Genomic DNA, 24,483 nt, shown 5'->3' on the forward strand with positions numbered 1-24,483 from the left:
GCTATCCACATTAGTCCAGCTTTTGACGGGCAATCATAATCTCGGCACTACACGCTAATTTGCCATCCACATGAGCGGTGCATTCAAATTTATAAATCTCACGTTTGGCGGTAACGAGCTTAGAGCGAATCACGAGCGTATCGCCTGTGCTGACGAGCTTTTTAAAACGCACTTTATCCACGCCTGCAAACAGATACAGATAGCCGTCTTCGGACGATTGCCCTGCACTGACAAACCCCAAAATGCCCGACAACTGTGCCATGGCTTCCACCATCAGCACCCCTGGCATGACAGGATTATCAGGAAAATGACCGTTGAACAGCTCTTCGTTAATCGTGATGTTTTTGTAGCCCGTAATCCAATTATCCGCCGACACTGCCGTAACACGGTCGATGAGCATAAAAGGATAACGGTGGGGCAGATACCGTTTGATGACGGAATAGCCAAATGGTAAGGTCAAGTTTTGAGCCGTTAAGCGTTCGTGGTCGCCATCGGTCATCAGTTCTAGGTCTAGGGTAGAATTTGTCATGGATATATCCATTTAAATAAAAATTTACTTTTGTCCGCTTTGGCGAAACTTGACCGCCGCACGTCGCCAGTCATTGCTCGGCATGGCGGTAGTGCCTGATGAGTACGAGCCTGCTTCTTTGATAGAGCCTGTGACCATCGTCATGCCAGTTAGCGTGACATTGTCGGTAATGTGCAAATGCCCTGCTATCCCCACCGCACCACCAATGATACAGTTCGCCCCAATGTGCGTACTGCCGGCAATGCCTGTCATGGCAGCAATCGCCGTGCCACGCCCGATATGGACGTTATGAGCAATCTGCACCAAATTATCAATAATCACATCATCGCCAATCACGGTATCACCCACCGCACCCCTATCAATACAAGTGTTGGCACCGATACGCACACGATGACCGATAACGACACGCCCAAGCTGATGAATTTTTTGCCAAGCCAGCCCGTCCGCCCCCACTTTTGGGGCAAAACCAAAACCGTCTGCACCGATACTGGCATGAGCATGAATCTCTACATCATCGCCAATCACACAGTGGTGAGCAACACTAACGTGCGAGCCAATCTCACAGTCATCGCCGATTTGTACAAAATCGCCAATGACGGCATACGCCCCAATTTTGGCATTTTTGCCGATGATGGCACTAGGCGAGATGATGGCGGTGGAGTGAATGCCGTTATCGCTTTGATAGTCAAATAACCCACTCACGGATGCATACGCCAAATAGGCATCTTTGACAAGAATCACGGTGGTATCAGGCAGGGCGGGTAATTTGTCAGCAAATCGCTCTGATACGAGCACCACGCCTGCACGAGTTCCCACCAAATCAGACAAATAGCCTGCCTTTGCCAAAAACGCCAAGCTGTCCTTATCGGCACCTGCCAAATCCGCCACACGACTAACCGACACATGGCGATGTGCCAAGGCGTCTTTATTTAATACCGTTTGGCAACGCTCAATGGCACGGATAAGTTTGTCCAAATCAATCATGATTAGAATACGCTACCGATTTGGAATTGGACGTTTTCTACTTGGTCGCCTTCTTTTTCATTTAACGGTTTGGCATAACTGATGGAAATCGGTCCAATCGGGGTGTACCATGTCACGCCCGCTCCCACACTATAACGCAACTCTTTATCCTGCTCGATGTAGGTTAGGTTGTCATTGGCAACCCCAAGCTGGGTTAAGTTGATTTTTTCGCTGTCAAGATTGGTGGTGTCAAATGCCTGACCAGCATCAAAGAAAATCACAGGACGCACTTGGTCTGCCCAGTCACCTTTAAACGGCACCGGCAAAATCAGCTCTGCCCCAAAGGTCGCCAACGCATTACCACCCACTTCTTCACCGCGGTAATTACGAGCATCTGTCGCCCACGCATAAGAGCGAGACAATGGCCCTAATGATGATGCTTCAAAGCCACGCACCGAGCCATAACCACCTGCATAGAAGTTTTCATAAAATGGCAAATTATTACCATAACCCAAGCGTGCATGACCACGGAGTACCGTGCCTTTCCATAGTGGATAATAGGCGTTTAGGCGGTAGTTTACCTTTTGGAAAGTCTGGTCGCCAAAACCCAAATTGACATCCACATTATGACTTACCCCCTTGGTAGGGAATACGGGCTTGTCAAGGCTAGAATAACTCCATCCAAGCACCCCGCCATAGGTGGTGTAGTCATTGGTAAAACTTGTGCCATCACTATCAATGTCTGCCCGACCACCATCTTCTAACAGCTGTTTGACATTGGCAACACCCATATAACGTCCGCCACGCACTTTGGTTTTATCAACGGTAAAACCACCACTGATACGCTGCTTTTCATCAATCGGATAGCCATAAATCAAACTACCGCCATAGGAGTCAAGCACATAGTTGGAAATGTTTTTACTGTCATATTTGGTCTTGCGGTAGTAGGCATTGACACTTTGAGAGACGCCATTGACGGTAAAATAGGGGTCGGTCATGCCCAGACTATAATTATCACGGGTTTCCGAACGGCTAAATGACATATTAGCACGGTTACCTGTTCCCATAAAGTTGGACTGCGACAAATCCACTTGGAACGTCATACCGCCACTTTGTGAGTACCCTGCGGCGATGGTGGATGAGCCTGATGGCTGTTCTTCGACCGTATAATTAATGTCCACTTGGTCAGGACTGTTTGGTACAGGTCTCACGTCCACTTTGACGTCTTTAAAGAAACCCGTTCTCATCAGTCTGGCACGGGAGAGCTGAATTTTTTGGTTGGATGCGAGCGCCCCTTCGAGCTGACGCATTTCACGGCGTAGCACTTCGTCTTTGGTTTTTAGGTTGCCGGTAAAGTTGATGCGACGAACATAGACAGGACGTACAGGGTCAATATAATAATCCACACCTACTGTCAAGGCTTCATCATCAATCCTTGGCACAGGGCGGATTTGGGCATAATAATAGCCATCATCGCCGAACTTATTGGAAATCTCGGCGGTGGTCTCATCGAGCTCTTTTTGTGAATAGGTATTGCCCTGCTTGAATTTGACCAGCTCATTTAGCTCATCGGTATGATAGGTGGTATTACCCAAAAATTGAATGTCGCCAAACTTATACTGCTGACCTTCATTAATGGTCGTTTCAATAAAGACTTTTTGTTTCTCGTCATCGATGTTTAGGGTGGCATTGTCCACGCTCACTCGCACAAAACCATCGTTGAGATATTTGGCTTTGACATTTTCTAGGCTGGCATTGAGCTTTTCTTGGCTATAACGGTCGGCTTTGGACAGTGGGTTCCATTTTTTGTCCTTGACCACGAACTCATCTTTTAACTCTTCGTCGCTAAAATGGGTATTACCAATGATGTTAATGTCTACCACACGAGCAGGTTTGCCTTCGACAAAATTAATGTCCAGCTTGACACGGTTGCCGTCCAGTTTGGTTTGCTTGACTTCAATGTCAGCATTATAATAACCCTGTGAGATGTACTGATTTTCAAGCTCACTCTCTAAGATGGCAACGGTTGCCTGTTTTAGTACGCTACCCACCGCAAGCCCCGTACTCTCCAAGCCCTGCTTTAAGCCATCATCAGGAATGAGTTTATTACCATCAAAGTTTAGCTCAGCGATAATCGGACGCTCCACGACATGAAACACCACACGCCCACCATCAACATCTGCCTGCACGTTTGAGAACTGCTCGGTGGCATACAAGGCACGAATGCTGTCCGCCAACGCATCTGATGTCAATGCCTGACCCACACCCAAAGGCAGTGCCACTTGCAAACTTTGGGGGGTCACTCGGCTAAGACCACTAAACTCAATGGCACTGACAGCATCATCGGCATGAGCCGTAGTGACCATGACCATCATCACAGACGCGGTTAAGGTTTTTGTCAAAAAAGAAGTACGCATAACAGGTTCACTCAAAGTCGTTCAACTCATCAGCAACAACACCAAAATAATGATAAAATACAAGTGTGCATTGATGATGATTGAATATGGCAAATGTTAATTAATCAAAAATATGGTGTAAGTTAAGCCAAAAAATCAATTTTGGCAAGTAAAATTGTCAAATTTTTAAAAATTTTCTTTAAATATTGCCCAATTATTACCAAAAATCATGCTTAGCGTTTATTGGCATTTCTATTGCCCTACCAAGTGGTTAGATTTTCGCCCTAACCGAACATTCGTGAGATGTCATTACCAATGGCTAGCACCATCATGCCAAACAGTAATAACATACCCATTTGCAAGCCTGCCATTTGTAGTCGTTCACTCATGGGCTTACCCACTATCAATTCATAAGTATAAAACACCAAATGCCCACCGTCCAGCACAGGTATCGGCAACAGATTTAGCACGGCAAGCGACAGACTAATCAGCCCTGCGGTAGATAGCACCTGCTCCCAGCCCATTTGGATACTGTCTTTGGATACTTCGGCAATGGTAATCGGGCCCGATAGGTTGTCAAGCCCTATCAGCCCTGTAATCATCTTGCCCATAGACTTAATAGTCATCACGGACAAATCATAAGTTTTGATAAAGGATTTTTGTAAAGCCTGTATGGGCGTATGGTTTACCGTCATTTTGTAATCATCGGGAACGGTAATTTTGGTCTCTTGCACCCTTGCCCCGATTTGCCCAACCGTGCGATTATCCACCTTGACCGCTTTTGGCATGACCTTGATGTCCATGTTTTGCCCGTCTCGGACAACGCCAAACGTGAGCGATTTTTCGGGATTATTTTGGATAATCTCGGTGGCGGTCAGCCAGTCTTTTATCTCTTTGCCGTCAATGTGGCTAATCCTATCGCCTGCTTTTAGCCCCATTAACGCCCCTGCTCCGTCAGCAGCCAGCGAGCCTATCACAGGCGGTATGACAGGTCGCCAAGGTAATGTGCCAAGGGCGGTAAGCGGGTCTTTACCCTTGTCCGCCCCTTGCATAAAGTCATTGACCTGCACGCTATATTTGCCCTTATCGGTCGCCACAACCACCGCCCCACGCTCGCCCATGCGGTCAGCTAAGGCAAAATTCACACTCTCCCACGTGGGCGTATTTTTGCCGTCAATGGCGTGTATCGTCTCGCCCACCACAAGTCCGCTCGCTTGGGCAGGGCTATCGCTCACAATCCGTCCGATTTTGGTCGATAACTGCTCGCTTGGTTGTAAAAACAGCACAAAAAACAGCCCAATGGCGATGATAAAATTCATCAACGGCCCTGCGATGACAATGGCGATTTTCTTTAAGGGGTGCTGATTGTTAAATGCCAAATGTCGCTCATGCTCGGCAACGTCCCCTTCTCGCTCGTCCAGCATTTTGACATATCCGCCAAGCGGTATCGCACAAATGCGATAATCTATGCCTGTTTTGGGACTTGTCCAGCCAAACAGCCGAGTACCAAAACCGATAGAATAAGTCAAAACCTTAACTCCGCACAGCCGTGCCACGATATAATGCCCCCACTCGTGCAAGGCGACAAGGGGCGTAAGGACAAGCAAGGCGGATAAAAATAAATATAAAGCGGTCATGCTTTTTGGGTTCTCTTAGTTTTTTGTTTTGCCAACAAATTGGTTTGGGCGAATAAATTGCCCCTACAATACCTTCAAAAATTTTTAAATGGTAATTTTAATCAATATAAAGATTTGGTTTTAAAATTTTGGATAATTGGGTAAATTTGGGCGAATAAATTGCCCCTACGCATTTAAATTTAAAAATACATTAGACTTCTTTCCAAACCCCGATTTTTGTGGATTTTTAAAAACTTCAACCCCAATACTTATAAAGGTTTATTTTTAGTTTGGAAAGAGATTTATTTTAATTCAAATGTAAAAAACCATTAAAATCAATCCATTAACTTTCTTAAATAAACGTCCGTCCTATCTCGCACCCGTTTATCTAACGCCAAAATCTCGTCAAGCTCATCAAAATGTCTGCCAAATTGTACCCCCAATTCATCATCATGTAACACACGCTCCACCGTGTCGGCGATGTCGGTTAGGCGAATGCGACCATCCAAAAATGCCGATACCGCCACTTCATTAGACGCATTTAAGGCAACACATGCCCCAGTACCTGTCCGTATGGCATGACGGGCAAGGTCTAGGGATTTGAATTTGTTCTTATCGGGGCGGGTAAATTCTAAGGCGGATATGTCAAATAAGCTCAATGATTTCACGCCGCCATCCATGCGATTAGGGTATCCCAAAGCATGGGCAATGGGTACTCTCATGTCAGGTGAACTAAGTTGTGCCAAAATAGAGCCGTCCACATATTCCACCATAGAGTGAATGATGCTTTGGGGGTGAATGGCAATGTCAATCTGAGCGTCAGATAGGTTAAACAAATGACAAGCCTCAATCAGCTCCAAGCCCTTATTCATCATGGTGTTAGAATCCACCGTGATTTTGCTCCCCATGTTCCAGTTGGGGTGCGACACCGCTTGGGCGACTGTGGCGTTTTTCATGTCATCATAAGATTTGTGCAAAAATCCACCACCGCTTGCCGTCAGCCACAGTTTTTTTATGCCAAATTCACTGCGATGAATGGCGGTGTTGTCGTCCTGCACCGCCTTTGGCAAACATTGAAAAATGGCGTTATGCTCACTGTCAATGGGCAAAATCGTGGCGTTGTGCGTGCGTGCGGTGTTCATGACCAACTCGCCTGCCATGACAAGGCTTTCTTTGTTGGCAAGTAGTACCGTCTGCCCTGCTTTGACTGCCGATAAGGTAGAGCCAAGCCCTGCCGAACCGACAATGCCTGCTACGACCTTGCCCGCCCCTTTGTCGCTTGCCAACTCCGCCAAGCCGTCTTGACCGCCGACCACGTCAATCATAAGATTTGCCGATTTTAAGCGTTTGGCAAATTCGTCCACCTTATCAGACGGCACGCCAACACGGCTTGGGCGAAACTCCACGCATAGCTCAAATAATTTATCCAAGCGACCAAAGCCCGACAAGGCATACACACCCAACCCTGCGTGGCGTGCGATGTCAAGCGTGCTGTCGCCGATTGAGCCTGTTGCTCCAAGCACGGTCAATGGCGTTGTCAATGCCGTCATCACAAAAGCCCCTTTAAATCACCAAGTGCAGGCAATACGCCCAAATACACAAGTACCAACACCCCAAGTGCAAACACAGGTGTGGCAGACAGCAGACTGTCAATACGGTCAAGCACCCCACCATGCCCAGGCAAAATGCTGCCAGAGTCCTTAATCCCCGCTCGTCTCTTTAACATCGATTCAAATAAGTCGCCCAGCACACTTGCCAACACCGTAAGCCCCGACAAGCCCAAAAAGGCAATGAGTGCCACCGTACCAAGCTCTAATCCAAAGCCCACACCCATCGCCACAAAACTTGCGGTAATGATGCCACCGATGAAACCCTCTATGGATTTATTGGGTGAGACGTTGGGTGCAAGTTTACGTTTGCCAAATTTGCGTCCGATAAAATACGCCCCACTGTCGGCACACCACACAAGCAAAAATACATACATAAGCCACCAAGGCGATACTTGCCATAAGCTGTATATGGCGGTAATACTGGCGGTCAAAATGATGATACCCATCAAAAACAGACGTTTACCGTACCATTTTTCCTGGGCAGGATACACACGCACCCATTTGGTCGCCATCAGCCATATCCCAAAGGAGAGTAACCACCACACCGCCCATGTCTGCCAAATAAAGATACTTATCATCGTTATCGCTAGGGATAACATGATAAATAAGACAGGCTGTTTGAGTTTGGGCATGAGTTTTGTCCACTCATGGGAGGCAATGAGTGTGCCTATGGTCAAAAGTGGCAAAAACAAAAAGGGTTGGCGACTGGTGAACATCGCCACACCCACGATAATCACAAGTACGATTGCTGTTTTTATTCGTTGCCACATTTAAGGTTTTCCAGTTTTAATAATCTCAAAAGTAATATAACACTCATAAGGTGCGTATTACACACCGCCATTGGCATTGTGCTTTAAATGGTGCGTGATATGCACCTTATACTTAAAACTCAAACCACCATTTTTATCAAATAACGCATATAAAATAACGAAAACACCAATGCCACAATAGAAAAATACACCGCCCATTTCGCCTTTTGGTTGGCATTTTCTAATTGCTCGTTTGAAAATTGTCCATTGGTACAATAAAATTTTACCACTTTTTTTAAAAATAAATTCACAAGCCAAAACAATCAATAACGCCACAGAAATCCAAATCGCCCCTTCTTTTCTTAATAGCATTACCAGTACTTGTTTATCAATTACCATTAACATAAAAAACAGAATAATTAATGGCACACTAATGGGTAATTTAAATAAATAACGGTAAGTTTTTTGCAATTTATTCATAAAAATTTCCTTTTAAGCTTTATCACTTCACTCAATGGTGCATAATACGCACCTACGCTCTATGAATAATTTATCAATCTTGCCAAATTACCAAATAACCCGCCACCATCAAGCTGATAATATAAATAATCCAACCTATTTTATTAAAAATACTTAATTGATTTTGATTAAAATTTTGTTTTAAAAACCATTTATCAAGAAAGGCATAAATACCAAATAACAAAACCGCCCAAATCACACCCAAGACAATAATAAACAATGTATTATATTTTGGAATGGCAATAAATACACAAAATGACATGCTAAAAAATGCCGATTAAATGCCTTTATTTTTATCCAAAAAGTCGTATTTAAATAGGTTTTTCATTGCTATTTTATTCTTGATTTTTATTAAACTTCCTGCAAAACTAGTTTTCCGTTCGCCCTGAGCTATGCCTGCGGGTGGCGGAAAACCGTTATGGTTTGACAAGCTCACCACGAACGATTTTCTTTAATTTAGGGTTTTGCAGGAAGTCTATTTAATTGTCATTATTCTGAACTTGCTCACTGGTTTTACCAAAACGTCTTTCACGATTGCCAAAGTCTTGTATCATCCTATCTAGCTCATCTGTCCCAAAATCAGGCCATAACGTGCTGGTAAAAAATAGCTCAGCATAAGCCAATTGCCACAACAAAAAGTTAGAAATACGCCATTCGCCCCCCGTACGAATGAGCATGTCCACGCATGGTACATCAGAGAGTGCGACATGCTGTCCGATAAGGTCTGCATTGATGTCATTTGGGGCAAGATTTCCATTTTGTACTTGTATGGCAAGTTTTTGACACGCCAAGGCGATGTCCCATTGTCCGCCGTAGCTGATGGCGATGACAAGCGTCATTTTGTCAAAATGGGCGGTTTGGGTTTCAGCATCTGCCATCAGAGCTTGTAAGTTGGGATTTAATATTGATCTGTTGCCGATAAATCTTAGGCGAATTTGGTATTTGTTCATGCGTGGCAGTTGCTCATGGATGGTGTTTTCAAGCAATTGCATGAGTAAATCCACCTCTGGCTGTGGTCTTGCCCAGTTTTCAGATGAAAAAGCAAACACCGTCAAAACTTTAATGCCCCGTGCCAAACAATGCTCTACAATGGGGTCAAGTGCATCTTTGCCCTTGATATGCCCTGCCCCTGCCTGCAAAGCGTGAGCCTTGCCATAGCGGTTGTTACCGTCCATGATAATGGCGATGTGTTGGGGCAGGTTTAAAATGGGGGGTAATGGGGCATTTGGCATGATAGATAGGCGGATTGGTCAATGGTAAATGATACAAATAGGGCGAATGGCTCGCCCTATATAGGGCGTGCTGAACCTTTGCAACACAATTTAACGTTTAAAATATTTTAGAGATAAAACACTGTTTTTGCATGAAAAATGGTTAAATCTTGTTTTTCATCGTCAAATTCCTTGTTGATATTTTAATATCAACTGCGGACTTTTCCTTGAAAAACGTGCGATTTCCCCTATTTTTCATTGCAAATATAAAGGGTAGGCACGCCCTAAAAAGACATAACTTAGACTTCCATAAGCTCGCTTTCTTTTTTGGCAAGGCGAGTGTCGATTGCTTTGATAAAGTCATCGGTCAGCTTTTGAATGTCGGTCTCGGCACGGCGTTCGTCATCTTCGCTGGCTTCTTTGTCTTTGACGAGTTTTTTGATGTCGCCTAGCATATCACGGCGGATATTACGCACCGACACACGGGCAGACTCGGCATCAGAGCGAGCCAATTTTTGCATATCCTTACGAGTCTCTTCGGTCAAAGCTGGCATTGGCACACGAATCACGTCTGCGGTCATGGGGTTAAGCCCCAAATCCGCTTCACGGATTGCCTTGTCCACCGCTTGCACCATAGAGCGGTCAAAGGGCTGTACAAGTAGGGTACGGCTGTCTTCTACGTTCACGCTTGCCACTTGGTTTAGGGGCATATCCGAGCCATAGTAGCTGACCATAACGCCCGACAAGATACCAGGGTGAGCTCGTCCTGTACGCAGTTTGGCAAACGCACTTTCTAGGGCTTCAAGGGCTTTTTCCATACGGGCTTTGCCGTCTGTTTTGATTTGGTTAATCATAAGGGTTTCCTATTTGCAATATTTACTAAACATTGATTTTGTTACATTAGGGCGAATTGCAATTCGCCCCTACCAATCGGCATAATAAGCAAGATTTAACAGTTTTTAAAGTTAATTTTAAATTCAATAAAAATTGGGCTCTGGTTCAAAAAGTATGCTACAAGGAAAACCGTTCGTGGTGAGCTTGGGAAACCTAACGGTTTTCCTGCCCTTCGACAAGCTCAGGGCGAACGGAAAACCTAGTTCAGCATACTTTTTAGACTACTACCAAAAATTGAATTAATGATACACTCGTGTACCTTCTTTTTCGCCCATAACGACATTTAATAGAGCATTGGGTTTATTCATGTCAAACACTTGCAACGGCACGTTGTGTTCACGGCATAGGGCAATGGCGGTCAAATCCATAACGCCCAATTTGTCTTCTAGGGCTTTGTCAAAGGTTAGGCTGTCGTATTTGACCGCATCGGCATGAACGCTTGGGTCTTTATCATACACGCCGTCCACTTTGGTTGCCTTTAAGATGAGACCTGCTTCAATCTCAATCCCACGCAAACACGCCGCCGTATCGGTGGTAAAAAACGGATTGCCCGTACCTGCCACAAAAATGCACACTTCGCCATTATTTAGGTGGCGAATGGCTTCACGACTAGAATACGGCTCGCCAATGGTGGCGATGTTAAGAGCGGACATAAGACGGCATTTGATATTACGACGGACTAGGGCATCACGCATGGCAAGCCCGTTCATCACGGTGGCAAGCATACCCATTTGGTCGCCTGTAACTCGTCCGACAAGCCCTTCTTTTTGGAGGGTGCTACCACGATACAAGTTACCACCGCCAACGACAATCCCCACTTGCACGCCAAGCCCACGCAAATGGGCGATAGACAAGCTCATCTGGTCAAGAATGGACGCATCAATGCCCATGTCTTTACCCCCTGCTAGGGCTTCGCCTGAGAGTTTGAGTAGGATACGAGAGAATTTTGGATTTTTGTCGTTGGGGTTGTTAATGTCTGACATGGCACACCTATTATAATTTAAATACAAATTAAGTAATTTTATCACATTTTGCCAAATATTGTAAAATTAAAAAAGGCGAAACCCTGTCCGCCTTTTTTAATTTTAAATTTGTCTTTAATTCACTTTTTAATGAACCCACTTTTAATTCACCTTAGTCAATTCCATACTAATGACTTTGCCGTCATTGGTTTGGCTGACTTTGACTGGTAGATAATTTAGGCTGGGGGCAAGCCAAAAGCTCGTGGCACGCCCTTTGTCATCGTGCACACGGTCAATGCGAATGGCGTCATAAGTACCCGCAGGAACGGTGATTTTGCTACTGCCCGAACGTCTAAATCTGGTGGCTTCTATTTCATTTTTCTTAACCAAATGATAATTTCCACTAAACTTACCGTTAATCAGTTCTTGACGGATTTGGGTTTCTAAACTCAAATCATCATAGGCTTGTCCGTTCATTCTAAGCGTGGTGGATTTGCCTTTATACGTGCTAACCACGGATTTGGCGGAGTTATTAAACTTGATATTATGAGTGCGTCCCACGCCCAACACTCGCACCGACATATTGGAGCTAGATGGTACGATTCTGCCGTTGGATAGGCTAAAACTTGCCGACTGGTTTACACTTGCCACGCCTGCGGCACTGGCTTTTACATGATAGTGGTAATCATCTCCATTTTTAATTAAGGTGCGTGTTGCTGTGCCCTTTTTGTCATCTGCTTTTAGTACATAAGTGGCAGAAAATCCTGATAAATCAGACGCATTTGCAGATAAAGTTGCCCCTGCCAAGATAGCGGTTGTAATAGTGGTGGTTTTTAGGAAATTTTTAAAAATCGTCATGATTACTCGCTTTACATTAAAATTAAGAACATGGGGGTATTATTGACATTTTTTGTTACAAATTCAAGGGCGGTGGCGTGATGATTTGTAGCATTTTGTGAGAGCAATCTCAAACCATATTTTATTTGCCATTATCATAAAGCAAACTAGGGCGTGTTGAACCTTTATAACACAATTAAATTTAGAAATATCTTAGGCAAAATCAATCGTTTTTGCATGAAAAATGGCTAAATCTTGTTTTTCATCGTCAAAAACTTGTCTGATAGAATAACTATCAGCCTGCGTCTTTTCCTTGAAAAACGTGCGATTTTCCTCATTTTTCATTGCAAATACAAAAGGCAGGCACGCCCTAATCATTATACATATTTTGTTACATTTTATGTTATCATATAACTTTTAAAATTTTGTTATTTTTGTGGTCTTTTAGGTGCATTCTCATGCTAAAATCAATCATTAAATACACCGCCTTATTTTTCGCCTTTATCTTTGCGGTTGTGCTGTGCTTTTATCTATATCTTATAAGCGGGTCTACCAAACAAGGCGACATCACTTGGCATTCTTGCTATCGCCCTGCTTATCTATCGTGGTTTGTATTGCCACCATCGCCACGCTTACAATGTGCGACCGTCGATGTGCCTGTGGATTATACCAAGCCCAATGGCAAAACCTTTGCCATACCGCTCACACGTTTGCCTGCTAAGGGCAATCCCATTGGCGAGCTGTTGCTCTTAAACGGCGGGCCGGGCGGTCATAGCCTTGACATGAGTATGACGTTGTTTGATGAGTATGGGCAGACAGTTAAGGATAATTTTAACGTATTGGGCTACGCTCCCCGTGGGGTTGCCCCGTCTACCCCTGCCATAGACTGCGGTGGCGTGGACGAGACGGACGAGCAGGGCAACACCAACGCCAAAGCCTATATGGACGCTTGCATACAGCACACAGGGGCGGACATTTTGCCCTTTATCAGCTCAAAAGAAGTCGTCAAAGACCTAGACAGCATTCGCACCCAGCTGGGCGTGGACGTGTGGAGCATGGTGGGCTATTCGTACGGCACAAAACTTGTCGCCAAATATGCCGAGTATTACCCCACACGCTTGCGAGCAGGCGTGGCGGACGGGGTGGTGGATACGAGCGAGACCTTGTTTACCATTTTAAAAAATCAGTACAAAGGCTCCCAAATCGCCTTTGATGCCTTTATCAAAACCTGCCAAGACCACTGTATTTTTGACAAGTCCCAAGACCCAAGCACCGCTTTTATCAACAAATTAGCCGAGATTTCTGCCAAAAACCTAACCGACAAAAATGGCGATAAAATAGACAGCCAAAGTATCCTAGCCATTATCAACGAAAACATCAACGACAGCACCTACTGGGCGGACATGATGACGATGCTTGGCGAGCTTGACAGGGGCGAGACGGGCGAGTTTAACACTCAGTTACTCATCTCCGAGTTTGGCGAAAAAGGGTTTAGTAAAGATGCTCTATCCCTTATCAACTGTGCCGACTCCGCCCCCAAACTTAGCCGAGACGAGTACATCAAACAAGCCAAAATCATCGATGAACAGGCTCGTTATGATGATATTAAAAAGCGTTCTGATGATGATTATCTGGACGCTTGCTACTATTGGCAATGGCAAGCGACCGATGATTTGGATGAAAACCTTATCACAAACGACACGCCAAACCTGCTTTTTGTCGCCCAAAAATATGACCTTGCCACACCACTTGCCAATGCGGTCAATATGGCAAAACGCTTTGATGATACGCTCATCTACACGCCAAATCACGGTCATACTGTGAGCCTATCGGGCATGAATGCGTGCGTGGACGGCTATGTGGTAAAGTACCTGCTTGATCCAAAAATGACGTTTGATAAAAAAGTGATACTGTGTGAGTAGGGGTTTATGGATTTTAAAATTGCGACAAATCTATGATATGTGGACGTAGGGACGTGCTGAACACGTCCTTTAATAACACCAATTCTACAAAACCTGTGGCAAATATCAAGTTCATTGATTGTATCTTGGATAATTTTTCAAAATTTATCTTGAAAAATTTGCCCCCTAACACCATTTTTACAAACAATCTGGTTTTGCCAGTATCCCTAACAAGTTAATGGAGAAATTTTATGCCAATCCGTCCTTTACATGACCGCATTGTCGTTCGCCGTACCGAAGAAGAGCAAAAAACCGCAGGCGGTATCCTACTCCCTGGTTCTGCCCAAGAAAAGCCCCAACAAGGCGAAGTGATTGCCGTGGGCAACGGTCAGCTTACTGATAATGGCGTTCGTCCCTTAGATGTTAAAGTGGGCGATAAAGTGCTATTTGGTCAATATGCAGGTCAAACCGTCAAAGTAGACGGCGAAGAGTTGCTCATCATGAAAGAATCTGATGTGTTGGGTGTGCTTGAATAATCCAACTATTTGCAATGATTATGTAGGGGCGTGTTGAACACGCCCGTGTAAAAAAACACGTCCTATATTCAAAAACCCATTACCATTTTAATTTAAAAATCTAAGAGAGAATAAACATGGCAAAAGATGTAAAATTTGGCGTATCCGCCCGTGAAAAAATGATTGACGGTGTCAATATCCTAGCAGATGCCGTAAAAGTTACCCTAGGTCCAAAAGGTCGTAACGTGGTGATTGACAAATCTTTTGGAGCACCAACCATCACTAAAGACGGTGTGAGCGTGGCAAAAGAGATTGAGCTTGAAGACAAATTTGAAAATATGGGAGCTCAGCTTGTCCGTGAAGTGGCTTCAAAAACCAATGACGTGGCAGGGGACGGCACGACTACCGCCACCGTACTTGCCCAAGCTATCCTAGTAGAGGGCATGAAAACTGTCGCTGCTGGCATGAACCCTATGGATTTAAAACGTGGTATTGACAAGGCGACTCGTGTTGCCGTTGAGCAAATCCACGCCCTGTCTACCCCTGCCGATGACTTTAAAGCGATAGCTCAGGTGGGTTCAATTTCAGCCAACTCCGATACCAAGATTGGCGAGCTTATCTCAGAAGCGATGAAAACTGTCGGCAAGCAAGGCGTGATTACCGTAGAAGAGGGTTCAGGCTTTGAAGACACCCTAGAAGTGGTTGAGGGTATGCAGTTTGACCGTGGCTATATCAGCCCTTACTTTGCCAACAAGCAAGACAGCTTGACCTGCGAATTTGACAATCCCTTTATCCTACTTGTGGACAAAAAGATTGCCAATATCCGTGAGATTGTGCCACTACTAGAACAAGTCATGCAAACCAGCCGTCCGCTACTTATCATCGCCGAAGACGTGGAAAATGAAGCGTTGGCAACTTTGGTGGTAAACAACTTGCGTGGCGGTCTAAAAACCTGTGCCGTTAAAGCCCCCGGGTTTGGCGACAGACGTAAAGCCATGCTCCAAGACATCGCCATTTTGACAGGCGGTATTGTGATTTCAGAAGAAGTGGGTCTAAGCCTAGAAACTGCAACTTTGGAACACTTAGGCACAGCCAAGAAAACCACCGTTGGTAAAGAAAACACCGTGATTGTGGACGGAGCAGGCGACAAGGCTCAAATTGACAGCCGTGTTGAATCTATCAAACGTCAAATCGAAGAATCTACGTCTGACTACGACAAAGAAAAACTGCAAGAACGTGTTGCCAAACTCTCTGGCGGTGTGGCGGTCATTAAAGTCGGTGCTGCCACCGAAACCGAAATGAAAGAGAAAAAAGACCGTGTTGATGACGCTCTACACGCCACCCGTGCGGCGGTAGAAGAAGGCATCGTACCAGGGGGTGGTGTTGCCTTAGTGCGTGCATTGTCTGCATTGGCTGAACTAAAAGGCGAAAATGACGACCAAAACGCAGGCATCAATATCCTACGCCGTGCCATGGAAGCTCCACTTCGCCAAATCGTAACCAACGCTGGCGATGAAGCGTCTGTGATTGTCAATGAAGTCAAAAACGGCTCTGGCAACTACGGCTACAACGCTGCCACAGGTCAGTATGGCGATATGCTAGAAATGGGCATTCTTGACCCTGCCAAGGTAACTCGCTCCGCCCTAGAACACGCCGCCAGCGTGGCAGGTCTTATGCTCACCACCGAGGTGATGATTACCGACAAACCTGCCCCAGAAGCCCCTAATATGGGTGCTAGCATGGGCGGTATGGGTGGCATGGGCGGCATGATGTAATCGCCTAGCCATTATCAGCTACTTAGCTATCCAAAAAATCCTGTCGTTATGGCAGGATTTTTTATGGACAAATCTTTGATAAATGTCAAAACCTACACTTATCCACAGGGCGTTTTATTCTTGATGTCCTGTGAAACATTTTGTGATAACTGTCTAATCTGACAAAATTTAAGCAAATTTATACTTATAACTTATTGATTTTAAATGTATTATTTTTTATAAAATTATGTATAAATTTCAACCAATCAACCATAACCACCCATCATTACAGTGTTTTTACACAAAATTACAAAGTTATCCACAGGATTATCCACAGCTTTTGGGGATAAATTTTTGGCAGATTTAGTCATAAAAAATGACAAGCAAAAACAATCACTTGTCAATTTTTTGATGGTATTTGCTTTATCCTGTCTGTGAAACCTTGACTTTTTGTCTATTTTGCCCTGTCTGATTTCAAACCATCTCGCCTGCCACGTCCGCCATGTCACACGCATGAATGCCAAACATCGCCCCATCAGCGAGCCTATCACCCATCAGAGCGTGCCACACCACCACGTCATGCACATTCATGTCTGCTCCAACAAGCATACCTGCCAGCACATCCCCCATGCCTGCGGTTGCCATAAAGGCATTACCGAATGGGCAAACTTGCACCCTTGTGCCGTCAAAACTTAGCGTATTTGCCCCTTTGATAACCCATTGTCCGCCATACCGCTCATGCAGGCGATATAGCGTGCCTAGCTTGTCATTATCCACGTCCGCCACACTCACGCCAAGCAGACGTGCCGACTCTGCCGAATGGGGCGTGCAGATGACATGATTGGGCAGTTTGCACGGATTTTTTGCCAAAAAGTACAACGCATCAGCGTCCAGCACCATCCTATCAAAGGCATGATGAACCACCCTATCCATAACTTTATCAAAAATCATCTCTGCCCACGCATCACGCCCAAGCCCCATACCAAACGCCACACGGTCAAACCCTGCCAAGCTCTCCACGCTCATCTCATCAATGTCCGCCACCATGACATTAGGCGAGCGGGTCAGCATGGCACTGTGGTGCGTGGCATGACAGATTGCCGTAACTCGCCCTGCCCCCATGCTCATCGCCATCTGGCTTGCCATGATGACCGCCCCACCCATACGCCGATGACCACCCACGACCGCCACCGTACCAAAGTCGCCTTTGTGGGCGGTGCTTTGGCGTGTGGGCGGTTTTGGTTTATCCGACAGATACGCCACCGCCAACAGCTCATCATCAGGCGGTATCAAAGGCAGATTAACAACTTGCCCCACAAAGTCCTTTGCCACCCCAACAAACAATCCCATTTTTAGCCCCATGATACACAAGGTCATGTTCACGTCCGCACACACAGGCAAAGGAATACCCCTATCAGGGTGCAGACCGCTTGGCACGTCAAGGGCGATTTTGGTGCCTGTTTGGGCGTTAAAGGCGTGAATGATGTCTTGATGTGCTTTGTCAAGCTCTCTGTCTAGCCCATTACCAAACAACGCATCCAGATGAATCACTTTTTCAAATTTTCGAATGACACCACCCACATCATCATGCATTGGCACGCCTATACATAGCGACCTAGCACGGACAGCGTCCACGCTTTTTGGTGGATTTGGAGCGATGATTTGTACATTAAAATGCTCATTATCCAGTCTATCTGCCAGATATTTTGCCGTCAGGTAGCCATCTCCGCCATTGTTGCCCACACCACACCATGCGATGATGTCGGCTTGGGAGATGTTGTTTTTATTGATAAAATCAATGACTTGCAAACACAGTGCAAGACTTGCTTGTTTCATCAGACCAAACGAGCTGTTACCATCTGCAAACCAGCGATTCTCCCAGTCTTTGACAGCTTTGGCGGTGTAAATAGACGTGGTCATCAGCTCTTCCTATATTTGTAGTGACACCAATCGGCGAAAATCCTGCTCTGACACCATACGATGATGAATGGTTACTCGGTGCGTTATCTCAAACGGCACGACAACACGAAACGTCATCGTCACCCTTCGCCCCATCGCCGCCACATCCGACAGATACGCCTGCCATACCTGCCTATCCACCCCATCATACATGCCCAGATACCACACATCATCAGGAGCATGGGCGGACAGCTCATGTATCGGGATGGCACGCATTTTATCCATCCATAGGCACACTGCCCACACCACGCCCACCATGGCATACTGCCACCACGGCACATCCATTACCGCCATCAGTAATAGCGTGATGATAAGCACGCCAGCCTTGATGGGCAAGTCATGAGCGACCTGTGTGATGGCGGTATCAATAAACATCAGAGCGACTGGGTGTGTCTAAGTGCTTTTATCTTATCGATGAGCGAGCCTATCTCAACATCATCAGGGCTTGCCTGCCCCAAAAAAAACAACAACAAATCAGGGTCTTCATGTTCTAAGAGTCGCTCAAAAGCAAGCTGTTCTTGCTCATCGGCGGTGAGATAGTGGCTTTTGACATAAGGGTCAATATAAAAATCAAGCTCCTTTAAGCCACGGCGAGCTTGATAGATAATACGGCGTTGGTGCAAGGTCGGTTCTAAATCGGGTGTGGTCATGAGTTGCCTTTTGGTGTCTTTAAATCAAAATCATCACAAATCAGCAAGATTTGCAAATGTGGTTATTTTTGCATAAAATAGGTAAATTTTCAATGAAAAACGCTCATGAACACCACGCCTGCCACCACGCCCACCACCCCCAAAATCGTCTTTTTTGACATCGATGACACGCTCTACATCAAATACGAAAATCGCATTTTAGACAGCACCAAAACCGCCCTGCACGCCCTAAAAGAGCGTGGTATCATGGTCGCCATCGCCACAGGGCGTGGTCTGTGCGTGTTCCCGCCTTGTATTAATGAGCTTATCGACGAGATTGGCATTGACATTTTTGTGACGATTAACGGGCAGTATAACGAGTATCAGGGTAAATGCCTGACCCATTTTCCCTTGACGCACGCTCAACTGACCCACACCACCACCTACCTACATAGCGAGCGTATCGCCCATGGCTACATGACCCGTGATGAGATTGTCACGGTCAGCCCCGATGAATACATGGTGCAAGCCCTGACATCGCTACACATCCCCTATCGTGTGACAGAGTCGTTTGACATGAGCACACCCGTCTATCAAATGCTGGCATTTTATGAAAATAACCACACCGCCCAGCTCTCATCTGTCCTAAGGGGCGACCTAAAAACCGTACGCTGGCACGTCTTTGGCGTGGACATCCTAGACGTCCACGGCTCAAAGGCTCGGGGTATTCGCTCGGTGCTAGACGCACTGGGTCTGTCCATGGCGGACGCTGTCGCCTTTGGTGATGGGCTAAATGACATCGAAATGCTCTCATCAGTCGGCTTTGGCGTGGCAATGGGTAACGCTCACCCCGGCCTAAAAGCTGTGGCGGATTATGTCTGTCCACGCCATGATGACGATGGGATACTTAGGGGGCTTATGGCTTTGGGGATGATTTAGGGCACATCTAATGCATTGGTAGATTTTATCATTGGTAGGGTTTTTAAGCTTGGCAAGCATTGATGATTTTATAAATTTTTTAAAGCATCTCCATTCTCAACTTTTATATAAGTGATTGGTTTATCAAGGGCGAATATGATTCATCCCTACAACTCAAAAACCCAAAAAATAATTATGGAACAATCAATAAGTTACCATTTTAAGTTAAAAATGAAGTAAGCATTGTTTTATTTTATTTTAAAAAATCTCCATAAAGGCAAATTAAGCTAATTCACCACCACCGCACTCGCCCCGATTTTATCGGCAATGGGTTTTAGTTTGCCCACTTTATCCGTGGTAAAAATCGGCAAGCCACCCATAACATAATCCGCTTTTGGTTTATCCATAATCACAATCGCCTTTTGAATGCCGTCTAGGCTTACGATGATACGAGATTGCGAACCATGTTTTATCATTAGGTCATGACTGGGTAGTAGCCTACCAAGTTCACGTTTAAAATCATCAATACTGGCAGTCTTTTTGGCAAAATAGGGCTTAGCTAAGGCGATGATAAATAGCCCGATAAAGAGTGCAATAAGTCCAATAAAAAGCTGTGTTTGCGTTCATTTTTACCTACCTTAGATACACCACATTATCAGGCAATTCATTGCCACTTAAATCATCACAGGGGAAATATTGATTCAAAAGTCGCCCAATCTCATCAATAAGCCACCCCAAGCCGTCCGCCATGTCGCCTTTTTTAAAATAAGTGAGCGTATTTTGGCATAGATTTTGCCAGTCATCGCAGGCATACGTATCAATGCCACGGTCAGCAATGATTTCAAGGTCATGCTCGCACAGATTGACATAAATCAGCACGCCCGTATTGTGAGCGGTGTCCCATACGCCATATTCGCCAAAGAGCTGTAAGGCACGCCCACGACAGTCATTATCATAAGCGATACCAATCGGCAGATGATTTTCAATGATAAGGCGTATCTCGCCACGATGACCTTTTTCGGCTCGGGCGATACGCTCGGCAAGGGCAATTTTGAGTTCGGCAGTGAGCCAGCGATTGTGCAAAAATGGCACAAAAATGAGCTGGCGAAACAGGCGTGCTGAGCTTTTTTGGGGAATGTGTCTCATATTTTTATCCTTCTTTTTCAATCATTTACCAAGAGCCACCTGCTCCGCCACCGCCAAATCCGCCACCACCCCCACCGAAGCCACCAGAGCCAAACCCACCGCCCCCAAAGCCCCCGCCAGAGCCACCAAATCCGCCACCGCCGACATAAGTGCCACCGCCACGCCGTCCGCCATTTGAAAACACGCCAAGAATGAGCAATATCCAAAGCAAAATGCCTGCTCCAATGGCGGTCAGTAGCCCCACGCCAAACAAAGTCGCCAGTAGCACAAAACCGCCTGTGGACACGCTTGCCCCCAAAAACCGCCCCAAAGCACCGCTTAACACCGTACCAAAAAACATGGCAAAAATAAAAAACGGCACCACGCTAATCTCTTCATCGGCACTTATCTGCTGTGCGTCCGCTCGGGCAAGGGTCTCGGGGTCGGCTCGTAGCCGTTCGTCAATGCGTGCAATCCCTGCCGATATGCCTTGGGCGTATGCCCCTGTCTTAAAACTGGGTGTGATGTCTTCACGGATAATGCGGTTCAAACTGGCATCGGGCAACACGCCTTCCACGCCATAGCCCGTAACGATGTGCAATTTGCGGTCGTTAATCGCCACCGCCATTAAAATGCCTTCATCGGTGTCTTTTTGCCCAAGTTGCCAACGGTTCGCCACATTGATAGCATAATCAAAAATATCCATGCCGTCTGTGGTCGGCACGATGACCACCGCCATTTGAGCCAAGCCATCATCATAAATTCGTCTTAGCTGAGTCTCCAAATGAGCCTTTTCGCTGGCGGTCAAAATATGGGCTTCATCAACAACGGGATTGTTTAAAATCAGCTTGTCATGAGCAACCGCAGGGGCGGTGGATTGGCGTGGTGTGGCTGTCGTTTGGCTGTTTGCTTGGGCTTGATTTTGGGATTGTTGGGCTTGATTTTTGGCTTTATTTAATTCATTTAAAACAATCAAATTCTCCACCGCTTGCCCTTCGCTCTGAGCATCAGCGGTTGCTATGGCGGTGTTTTGGGCGTTGGGAGCGGTAGCGGTTGCCGTGTTGTTGGCAAAAGCAGGTACACCGACCCCAAGCACCACACTCATGCCAAGCGTGGCAAATAATGAACGATAACGGGTTGTGATTGGGGTCATGGGTTGCCTTTTTATGATAATCTTAATCTTAATGAATGTTTAGCTCTGGTTTGCAAAGTATGCTAAACAGAAAACCGTTCGTGGTGAGCTTGTCGAACCATAACGGTTTTCCGCCACCCGCAGGCATAGCTCAGATACCATGATACCCCACCTAAGTCAATGGTTTTTTAAGTATCTGGTATCTAGTATCTTACAAACTAACTTAAAGATACTTGTTGCTCAAAGGATGTTTGGGTTTTGATAACACCAAAACAGATATGTACCAATTTACGCATACAAGCACATAAGGCTTGCATTTTGGTTTTACCGTTTTGTTGTAATCGTTCATAAAATGCCTTAATGGTGCTATTATAACGAATGGCACTCATTGCAGACATATACAGCTTAGCACGCAAAGAGACTTGCCCTTGTTTGGACAGTTTGGTTGCTCCCTTAAAGACACCTGACTGTCTTTGTTTGGGTATTAAGCCTAAAAACGAAGCCATCTGTGAGGCTTTTTTAAATTGTTTGGTATGTATTAAGCATACCACTTCTTTGGCAATAACAGAACCAATACCGTCAATGGTTTCAAGTAAGGTTTTGTCTTGCTTTAAACTTGGGTGTTTGTCAACAAAGTCATCAATGTCTTTGGTGAGTTTGGCAATTTCCTCTTGAAGGACACTGATGACTGTTTGCATGGATGCTTTAACCAAATCGGGCAGATTGGGTGATAAGAGCAACTCTTGTCGGTTTTGCTCTCGTTGCAAATCTTCTTTGAGTGCTTCTAAGCGAGCCAATAGAGCTTTTAGCTGTTTGGCTTCAATGCTAGGTGCTACCCAAACCTCAGGCTTGTGGCTATAACCATACCTTGATAAAATAATGCTGTCTTTTTTATCAGTTTTATGGATTACCCCCAAACTGTCTGCAAATTTGCGGACATAGTTAGGATTGACAATGCTTTGCTTGATATTATTATCATCAAGAAACTCACTTAGGTGTTCATGATAAACCCCTGTTGCTTCTAGGATGATGTGTAGCTCATCAAGATGATTGCTGACATTGGTTTTTAACCAAGCAAGCAGTAAATCAAAGCCTGCTTTGTTGTTGTTAAAAACCTTGGTTTTTACTTTATTTGTGCTTGGGTTTATAAATGCAACATCAAACTTTGCTTTGCTGATGTCTATGCCAATATAGTGTATCATCTGTCTCTTGCCTTGTTTATGCAGTGTCTGTTTTAATAAACGCACTTAGATACCATTCAGAGTTAAGATGACAAGCAAAGGACACCATCTGAGCACCAGTGTTAAGACACTAAGGGCGAACCCGTGTTCTCTTTGCTTGTATAACCCAACAACATTCTAGCAGATAATCTAGGTTTGGTGTTGGGTTGATACAAGGGCGAACGGAAAACCTAATTCAGCATACTTTTTGAGCCACCACCGAATATTTTTATAAAGGGAATAAGGGTAAATTGCAATTTACCCCTACAAAACATGCAAGGTTATTGAGCCGTGGCGGTTGCCGAGCCTGTATTTGCCCCTGCTGTTGCCGAACCTGTATTGGCATTATTGCTATTATTGCCAAAATTGACCGTTGGGGCGGTGCTAATGGCTTGCTCATTTTCCACGCTAAAATTGGCTTTGGTTTGCATTCCAAACACTTTGGCGGTTAGGTTGGTTGGGAACTGGCGAACCGTTGTGTTATAGCCCTGCACGCTTTGGATATAGTTGTTACGAGCGACCGTAATGCGGTTTTCGGTGCCTTCTAGCTGGGCTTGTAAGTCTTGGAACATACCGTCCGCTTTGAGCTGTGGGTAATTTTCGGTTACCATCATCAGCCGTGATAAGGCAGATGTCATGCCCGCCTGAGCTTCTTGATATTGCTTCATGGCGTTGGGGTCGTTTAGGGTCTCAGGGGTGAGCTGAACGCTACCGACACGAGAGCGAGCTTGGGCGACTTCGGTCAACACTTCTTTTTCGTGTTCGGCATAACGCTCCACCACCGCCACAAGGTTTGGCACAAGGTCGGCACGGCGTTGGTACTGGTTCACCACTTCCGACCATTTGGCGTTGGTGTCTTCGTCTAGGGCTTGCAAGTTGTTATAACCACAACCTGATAGAGTTAGGGTGCTGGCAAGCAGGGCTGATGTGATGAGTTTTTTCATAAATTGCCTTTTGAATATAAAATAAAAAGTTATGCTTATAATAAAGATTTGTCCGTCAAATGCAAGTAAAAAAATGTAGCTTGTCTTTAAATAATTGGGA

25 protein-coding genes are annotated in these 24,483 nt (G+C 45.4%); 4 read left to right on the forward strand and 21 right to left on the reverse strand.

The genetic code is table 11. The annotated features are described in order from the left end of the window. Nucleotides 1-10 precede the first annotated feature (10 nt). The 13 genes from fabZ to AAHK14_RS01435 form a co-directional block, all read right to left on the reverse strand. A complete protein-coding gene (gene fabZ / locus AAHK14_RS01375; protein WP_065255944.1) occupies nucleotides 11-529 on the reverse strand; it encodes a 3-hydroxyacyl-ACP dehydratase FabZ in 519 nt (172 codons plus the stop codon). A 24-nt stretch (nucleotides 530-553) separates the two neighbouring features. Further along, a complete protein-coding gene (lpxD, locus tag AAHK14_RS01380) occupies nucleotides 554-1,513 on the reverse strand; it encodes a UDP-3-O-(3-hydroxymyristoyl)glucosamine N-acyltransferase (protein WP_065255945.1) in 960 nt (319 codons plus the stop codon). 2 nt (nucleotides 1,514-1,515) lie between these two features. Further along, nucleotides 1,516-3,909: an outer membrane protein assembly factor BamA gene (bamA, locus tag AAHK14_RS01385; RefSeq protein WP_065255946.1), complete on the reverse strand. Its 2,394-nt coding sequence runs from the start codon at nucleotides 3,907-3,909 to the stop codon at nucleotides 1,516-1,518. A 263-nt stretch (nucleotides 3,910-4,172) separates the two neighbouring features. Then, a complete protein-coding gene (rseP, locus tag AAHK14_RS01390) occupies nucleotides 4,173-5,525 on the reverse strand; it encodes an RIP metalloprotease RseP (RefSeq protein ID WP_065255947.1) in 1,353 nt (450 codons plus the stop codon). 314 nt (nucleotides 5,526-5,839) lie between these two features. After that, entirely contained in the window at nucleotides 5,840-7,054 is a 1,215-nt protein-coding gene (dxr, locus tag AAHK14_RS01395; protein WP_065255948.1) for a 1-deoxy-D-xylulose-5-phosphate reductoisomerase, read from the reverse strand. Beyond that, the gene (locus AAHK14_RS01400; protein ID WP_065255949.1) at nucleotides 7,054-7,884 is read right to left on the reverse strand and encodes a phosphatidate cytidylyltransferase; all 831 of its coding nucleotides are present in this window, start codon (nucleotides 7,882-7,884) and stop codon (nucleotides 7,054-7,056) included. Before AAHK14_RS01400 ends, dxr begins: the two co-directional genes overlap by 1 nt. 57 nt (nucleotides 7,885-7,941) lie before the next feature. After that, complete coding sequence (locus AAHK14_RS01405; protein ID WP_194092697.1) at nucleotides 7,942-8,343, reverse strand: hypothetical protein; 402 nt, start codon at nucleotides 8,341-8,343, stop codon at nucleotides 7,942-7,944. Between the two features lie 73 nt (nucleotides 8,344-8,416). Then, nucleotides 8,417-8,644, reverse strand: a complete 228-nt coding sequence (locus AAHK14_RS01410) for a hypothetical protein (protein ID WP_065255951.1) — start codon at nucleotides 8,642-8,644, stop codon at nucleotides 8,417-8,419. 217 nt (nucleotides 8,645-8,861) lie between these two features. Continuing rightward, nucleotides 8,862-9,614 (reverse strand): polyprenyl diphosphate synthase, encoded by a 753-nt coding sequence (gene uppS, locus AAHK14_RS01415; protein ID WP_065255952.1) that lies wholly within the window; start codon nucleotides 9,612-9,614, stop codon nucleotides 8,862-8,864. 278 nt (nucleotides 9,615-9,892) lie between these two features. Beyond that, nucleotides 9,893-10,447, reverse strand: a complete 555-nt coding sequence (gene frr / locus AAHK14_RS01420; RefSeq protein ID WP_065255953.1) for a ribosome recycling factor — start codon at nucleotides 10,445-10,447, stop codon at nucleotides 9,893-9,895. Between the two features lie 279 nt (nucleotides 10,448-10,726). Beyond that, nucleotides 10,727-11,470 carry a UMP kinase gene (gene pyrH / locus AAHK14_RS01425; protein WP_029102573.1) on the reverse strand — a complete coding sequence of 248 codons (744 nt, stop codon included), beginning with the start codon at nucleotides 11,468-11,470 and terminating at the stop codon, nucleotides 10,727-10,729. A 141-nt stretch (nucleotides 11,471-11,611) separates the two neighbouring features. Next, nucleotides 11,612-12,307 carry a DUF3108 domain-containing protein gene (locus tag AAHK14_RS01430; RefSeq protein WP_065255954.1) on the reverse strand — a complete coding sequence of 232 codons (696 nt, stop codon included), beginning with the start codon at nucleotides 12,305-12,307 and terminating at the stop codon, nucleotides 11,612-11,614. 192 nt (nucleotides 12,308-12,499) lie between these two features. Continuing rightward, a complete protein-coding gene (locus AAHK14_RS01435) occupies nucleotides 12,500-12,631 on the reverse strand; it encodes a hypothetical protein (RefSeq protein WP_255518675.1) in 132 nt (43 codons plus the stop codon). A gap of 113 nt (nucleotides 12,632-12,744) precedes the next feature. On the opposite strand from AAHK14_RS01435, the gene AAHK14_RS01440 reads away from it, so the two are divergent. The 3 genes from AAHK14_RS01440 to groL all read left to right on the forward strand — a co-directional run bounded on the left by AAHK14_RS01440 (nucleotide 12,745) and on the right by groL (nucleotide 16,477). Continuing rightward, the gene (locus tag AAHK14_RS01440; RefSeq protein WP_065255955.1) at nucleotides 12,745-14,208 is read left to right on the forward strand and encodes an alpha/beta fold hydrolase; all 1,464 of its coding nucleotides are present in this window, start codon (nucleotides 12,745-12,747) and stop codon (nucleotides 14,206-14,208) included. Nucleotides 14,209-14,438: 230 nt separating this feature from the next. After that, on the forward strand, nucleotides 14,439-14,723 hold the full coding sequence (locus AAHK14_RS01445; protein WP_065255956.1) for a co-chaperone GroES: 285 nt from the start codon (nucleotides 14,439-14,441) through the stop codon (nucleotides 14,721-14,723). A 116-nt stretch (nucleotides 14,724-14,839) separates the two neighbouring features. Continuing rightward, complete coding sequence (gene groL / locus AAHK14_RS01450; RefSeq protein WP_065255957.1) at nucleotides 14,840-16,477, forward strand: chaperonin GroEL; 1,638 nt, start codon at nucleotides 14,840-14,842, stop codon at nucleotides 16,475-16,477. Between the two features lie 453 nt (nucleotides 16,478-16,930). Here groL and AAHK14_RS01455 read toward each other — a convergent pair whose 3' ends face one another. From AAHK14_RS01455 to AAHK14_RS01465, 3 genes are read right to left on the reverse strand one after another with little or no spacing between them, the layout of a single operon-like run. Further along, entirely contained in the window at nucleotides 16,931-18,376 is a 1,446-nt protein-coding gene (locus AAHK14_RS01455; RefSeq protein ID WP_065255958.1) for an NAD(P)H-hydrate dehydratase, read from the reverse strand. Between the two features lie 9 nt (nucleotides 18,377-18,385). Continuing rightward, entirely contained in the window at nucleotides 18,386-18,790 is a 405-nt protein-coding gene (locus tag AAHK14_RS01460) for a hypothetical protein (protein ID WP_065255959.1), read from the reverse strand. Next, nucleotides 18,790-19,065 carry a succinate dehydrogenase assembly factor 2 gene (locus AAHK14_RS01465; protein ID WP_065255960.1) on the reverse strand — a complete coding sequence of 92 codons (276 nt, stop codon included), beginning with the start codon at nucleotides 19,063-19,065 and terminating at the stop codon, nucleotides 18,790-18,792. The genes AAHK14_RS01460 and AAHK14_RS01465 overlap by 1 nt, the downstream gene beginning before the upstream one ends. A 105-nt stretch (nucleotides 19,066-19,170) precedes the next feature. Between AAHK14_RS01465 and AAHK14_RS01470 the strand changes: the two genes are divergently transcribed. After that, a complete protein-coding gene (locus AAHK14_RS01470) occupies nucleotides 19,171-19,983 on the forward strand; it encodes a Cof-type HAD-IIB family hydrolase (RefSeq protein ID WP_065255961.1) in 813 nt (270 codons plus the stop codon). Nucleotides 19,984-20,249: 266 nt separating this feature from the next. On the opposite strand, the gene AAHK14_RS01475 is transcribed toward AAHK14_RS01470, so the two are convergent. The 5 genes from AAHK14_RS01475 to AAHK14_RS01495 form a co-directional block, all read right to left on the reverse strand. Further along, a complete protein-coding gene (locus tag AAHK14_RS01475; RefSeq protein ID WP_065255962.1) occupies nucleotides 20,250-20,438 on the reverse strand; it encodes a hypothetical protein in 189 nt (62 codons plus the stop codon). 157 nt (nucleotides 20,439-20,595) lie between these two features. Then, on the reverse strand, nucleotides 20,596-21,108 hold the full coding sequence (locus AAHK14_RS01480) for a TPM domain-containing protein (protein ID WP_065255963.1): 513 nt from the start codon (nucleotides 21,106-21,108) through the stop codon (nucleotides 20,596-20,598). A 25-nt stretch (nucleotides 21,109-21,133) separates the two neighbouring features. Then, the gene (locus AAHK14_RS01485; RefSeq protein WP_065255964.1) at nucleotides 21,134-22,240 is read right to left on the reverse strand and encodes a TPM domain-containing protein; all 1,107 of its coding nucleotides are present in this window, start codon (nucleotides 22,238-22,240) and stop codon (nucleotides 21,134-21,136) included. A 197-nt stretch (nucleotides 22,241-22,437) separates the two neighbouring features. After that, nucleotides 22,438-23,466 (reverse strand): IS110 family transposase, encoded by a 1,029-nt coding sequence (locus AAHK14_RS01490; protein WP_346818215.1) that lies wholly within the window; start codon nucleotides 23,464-23,466, stop codon nucleotides 22,438-22,440. Between the two features lie 254 nt (nucleotides 23,467-23,720). Then, nucleotides 23,721-24,383, reverse strand: a complete 663-nt coding sequence (locus AAHK14_RS01495; RefSeq protein WP_065256808.1) for a LemA family protein — start codon at nucleotides 24,381-24,383, stop codon at nucleotides 23,721-23,723. Nucleotides 24,384-24,483: the final 100 nt, after the last annotated feature.

This window comes from Moraxella sp. K1664, from assembly GCF_039693965.1.
GTDB lineage: Bacteria > Pseudomonadota > Gammaproteobacteria > Pseudomonadales > Moraxellaceae > Moraxella.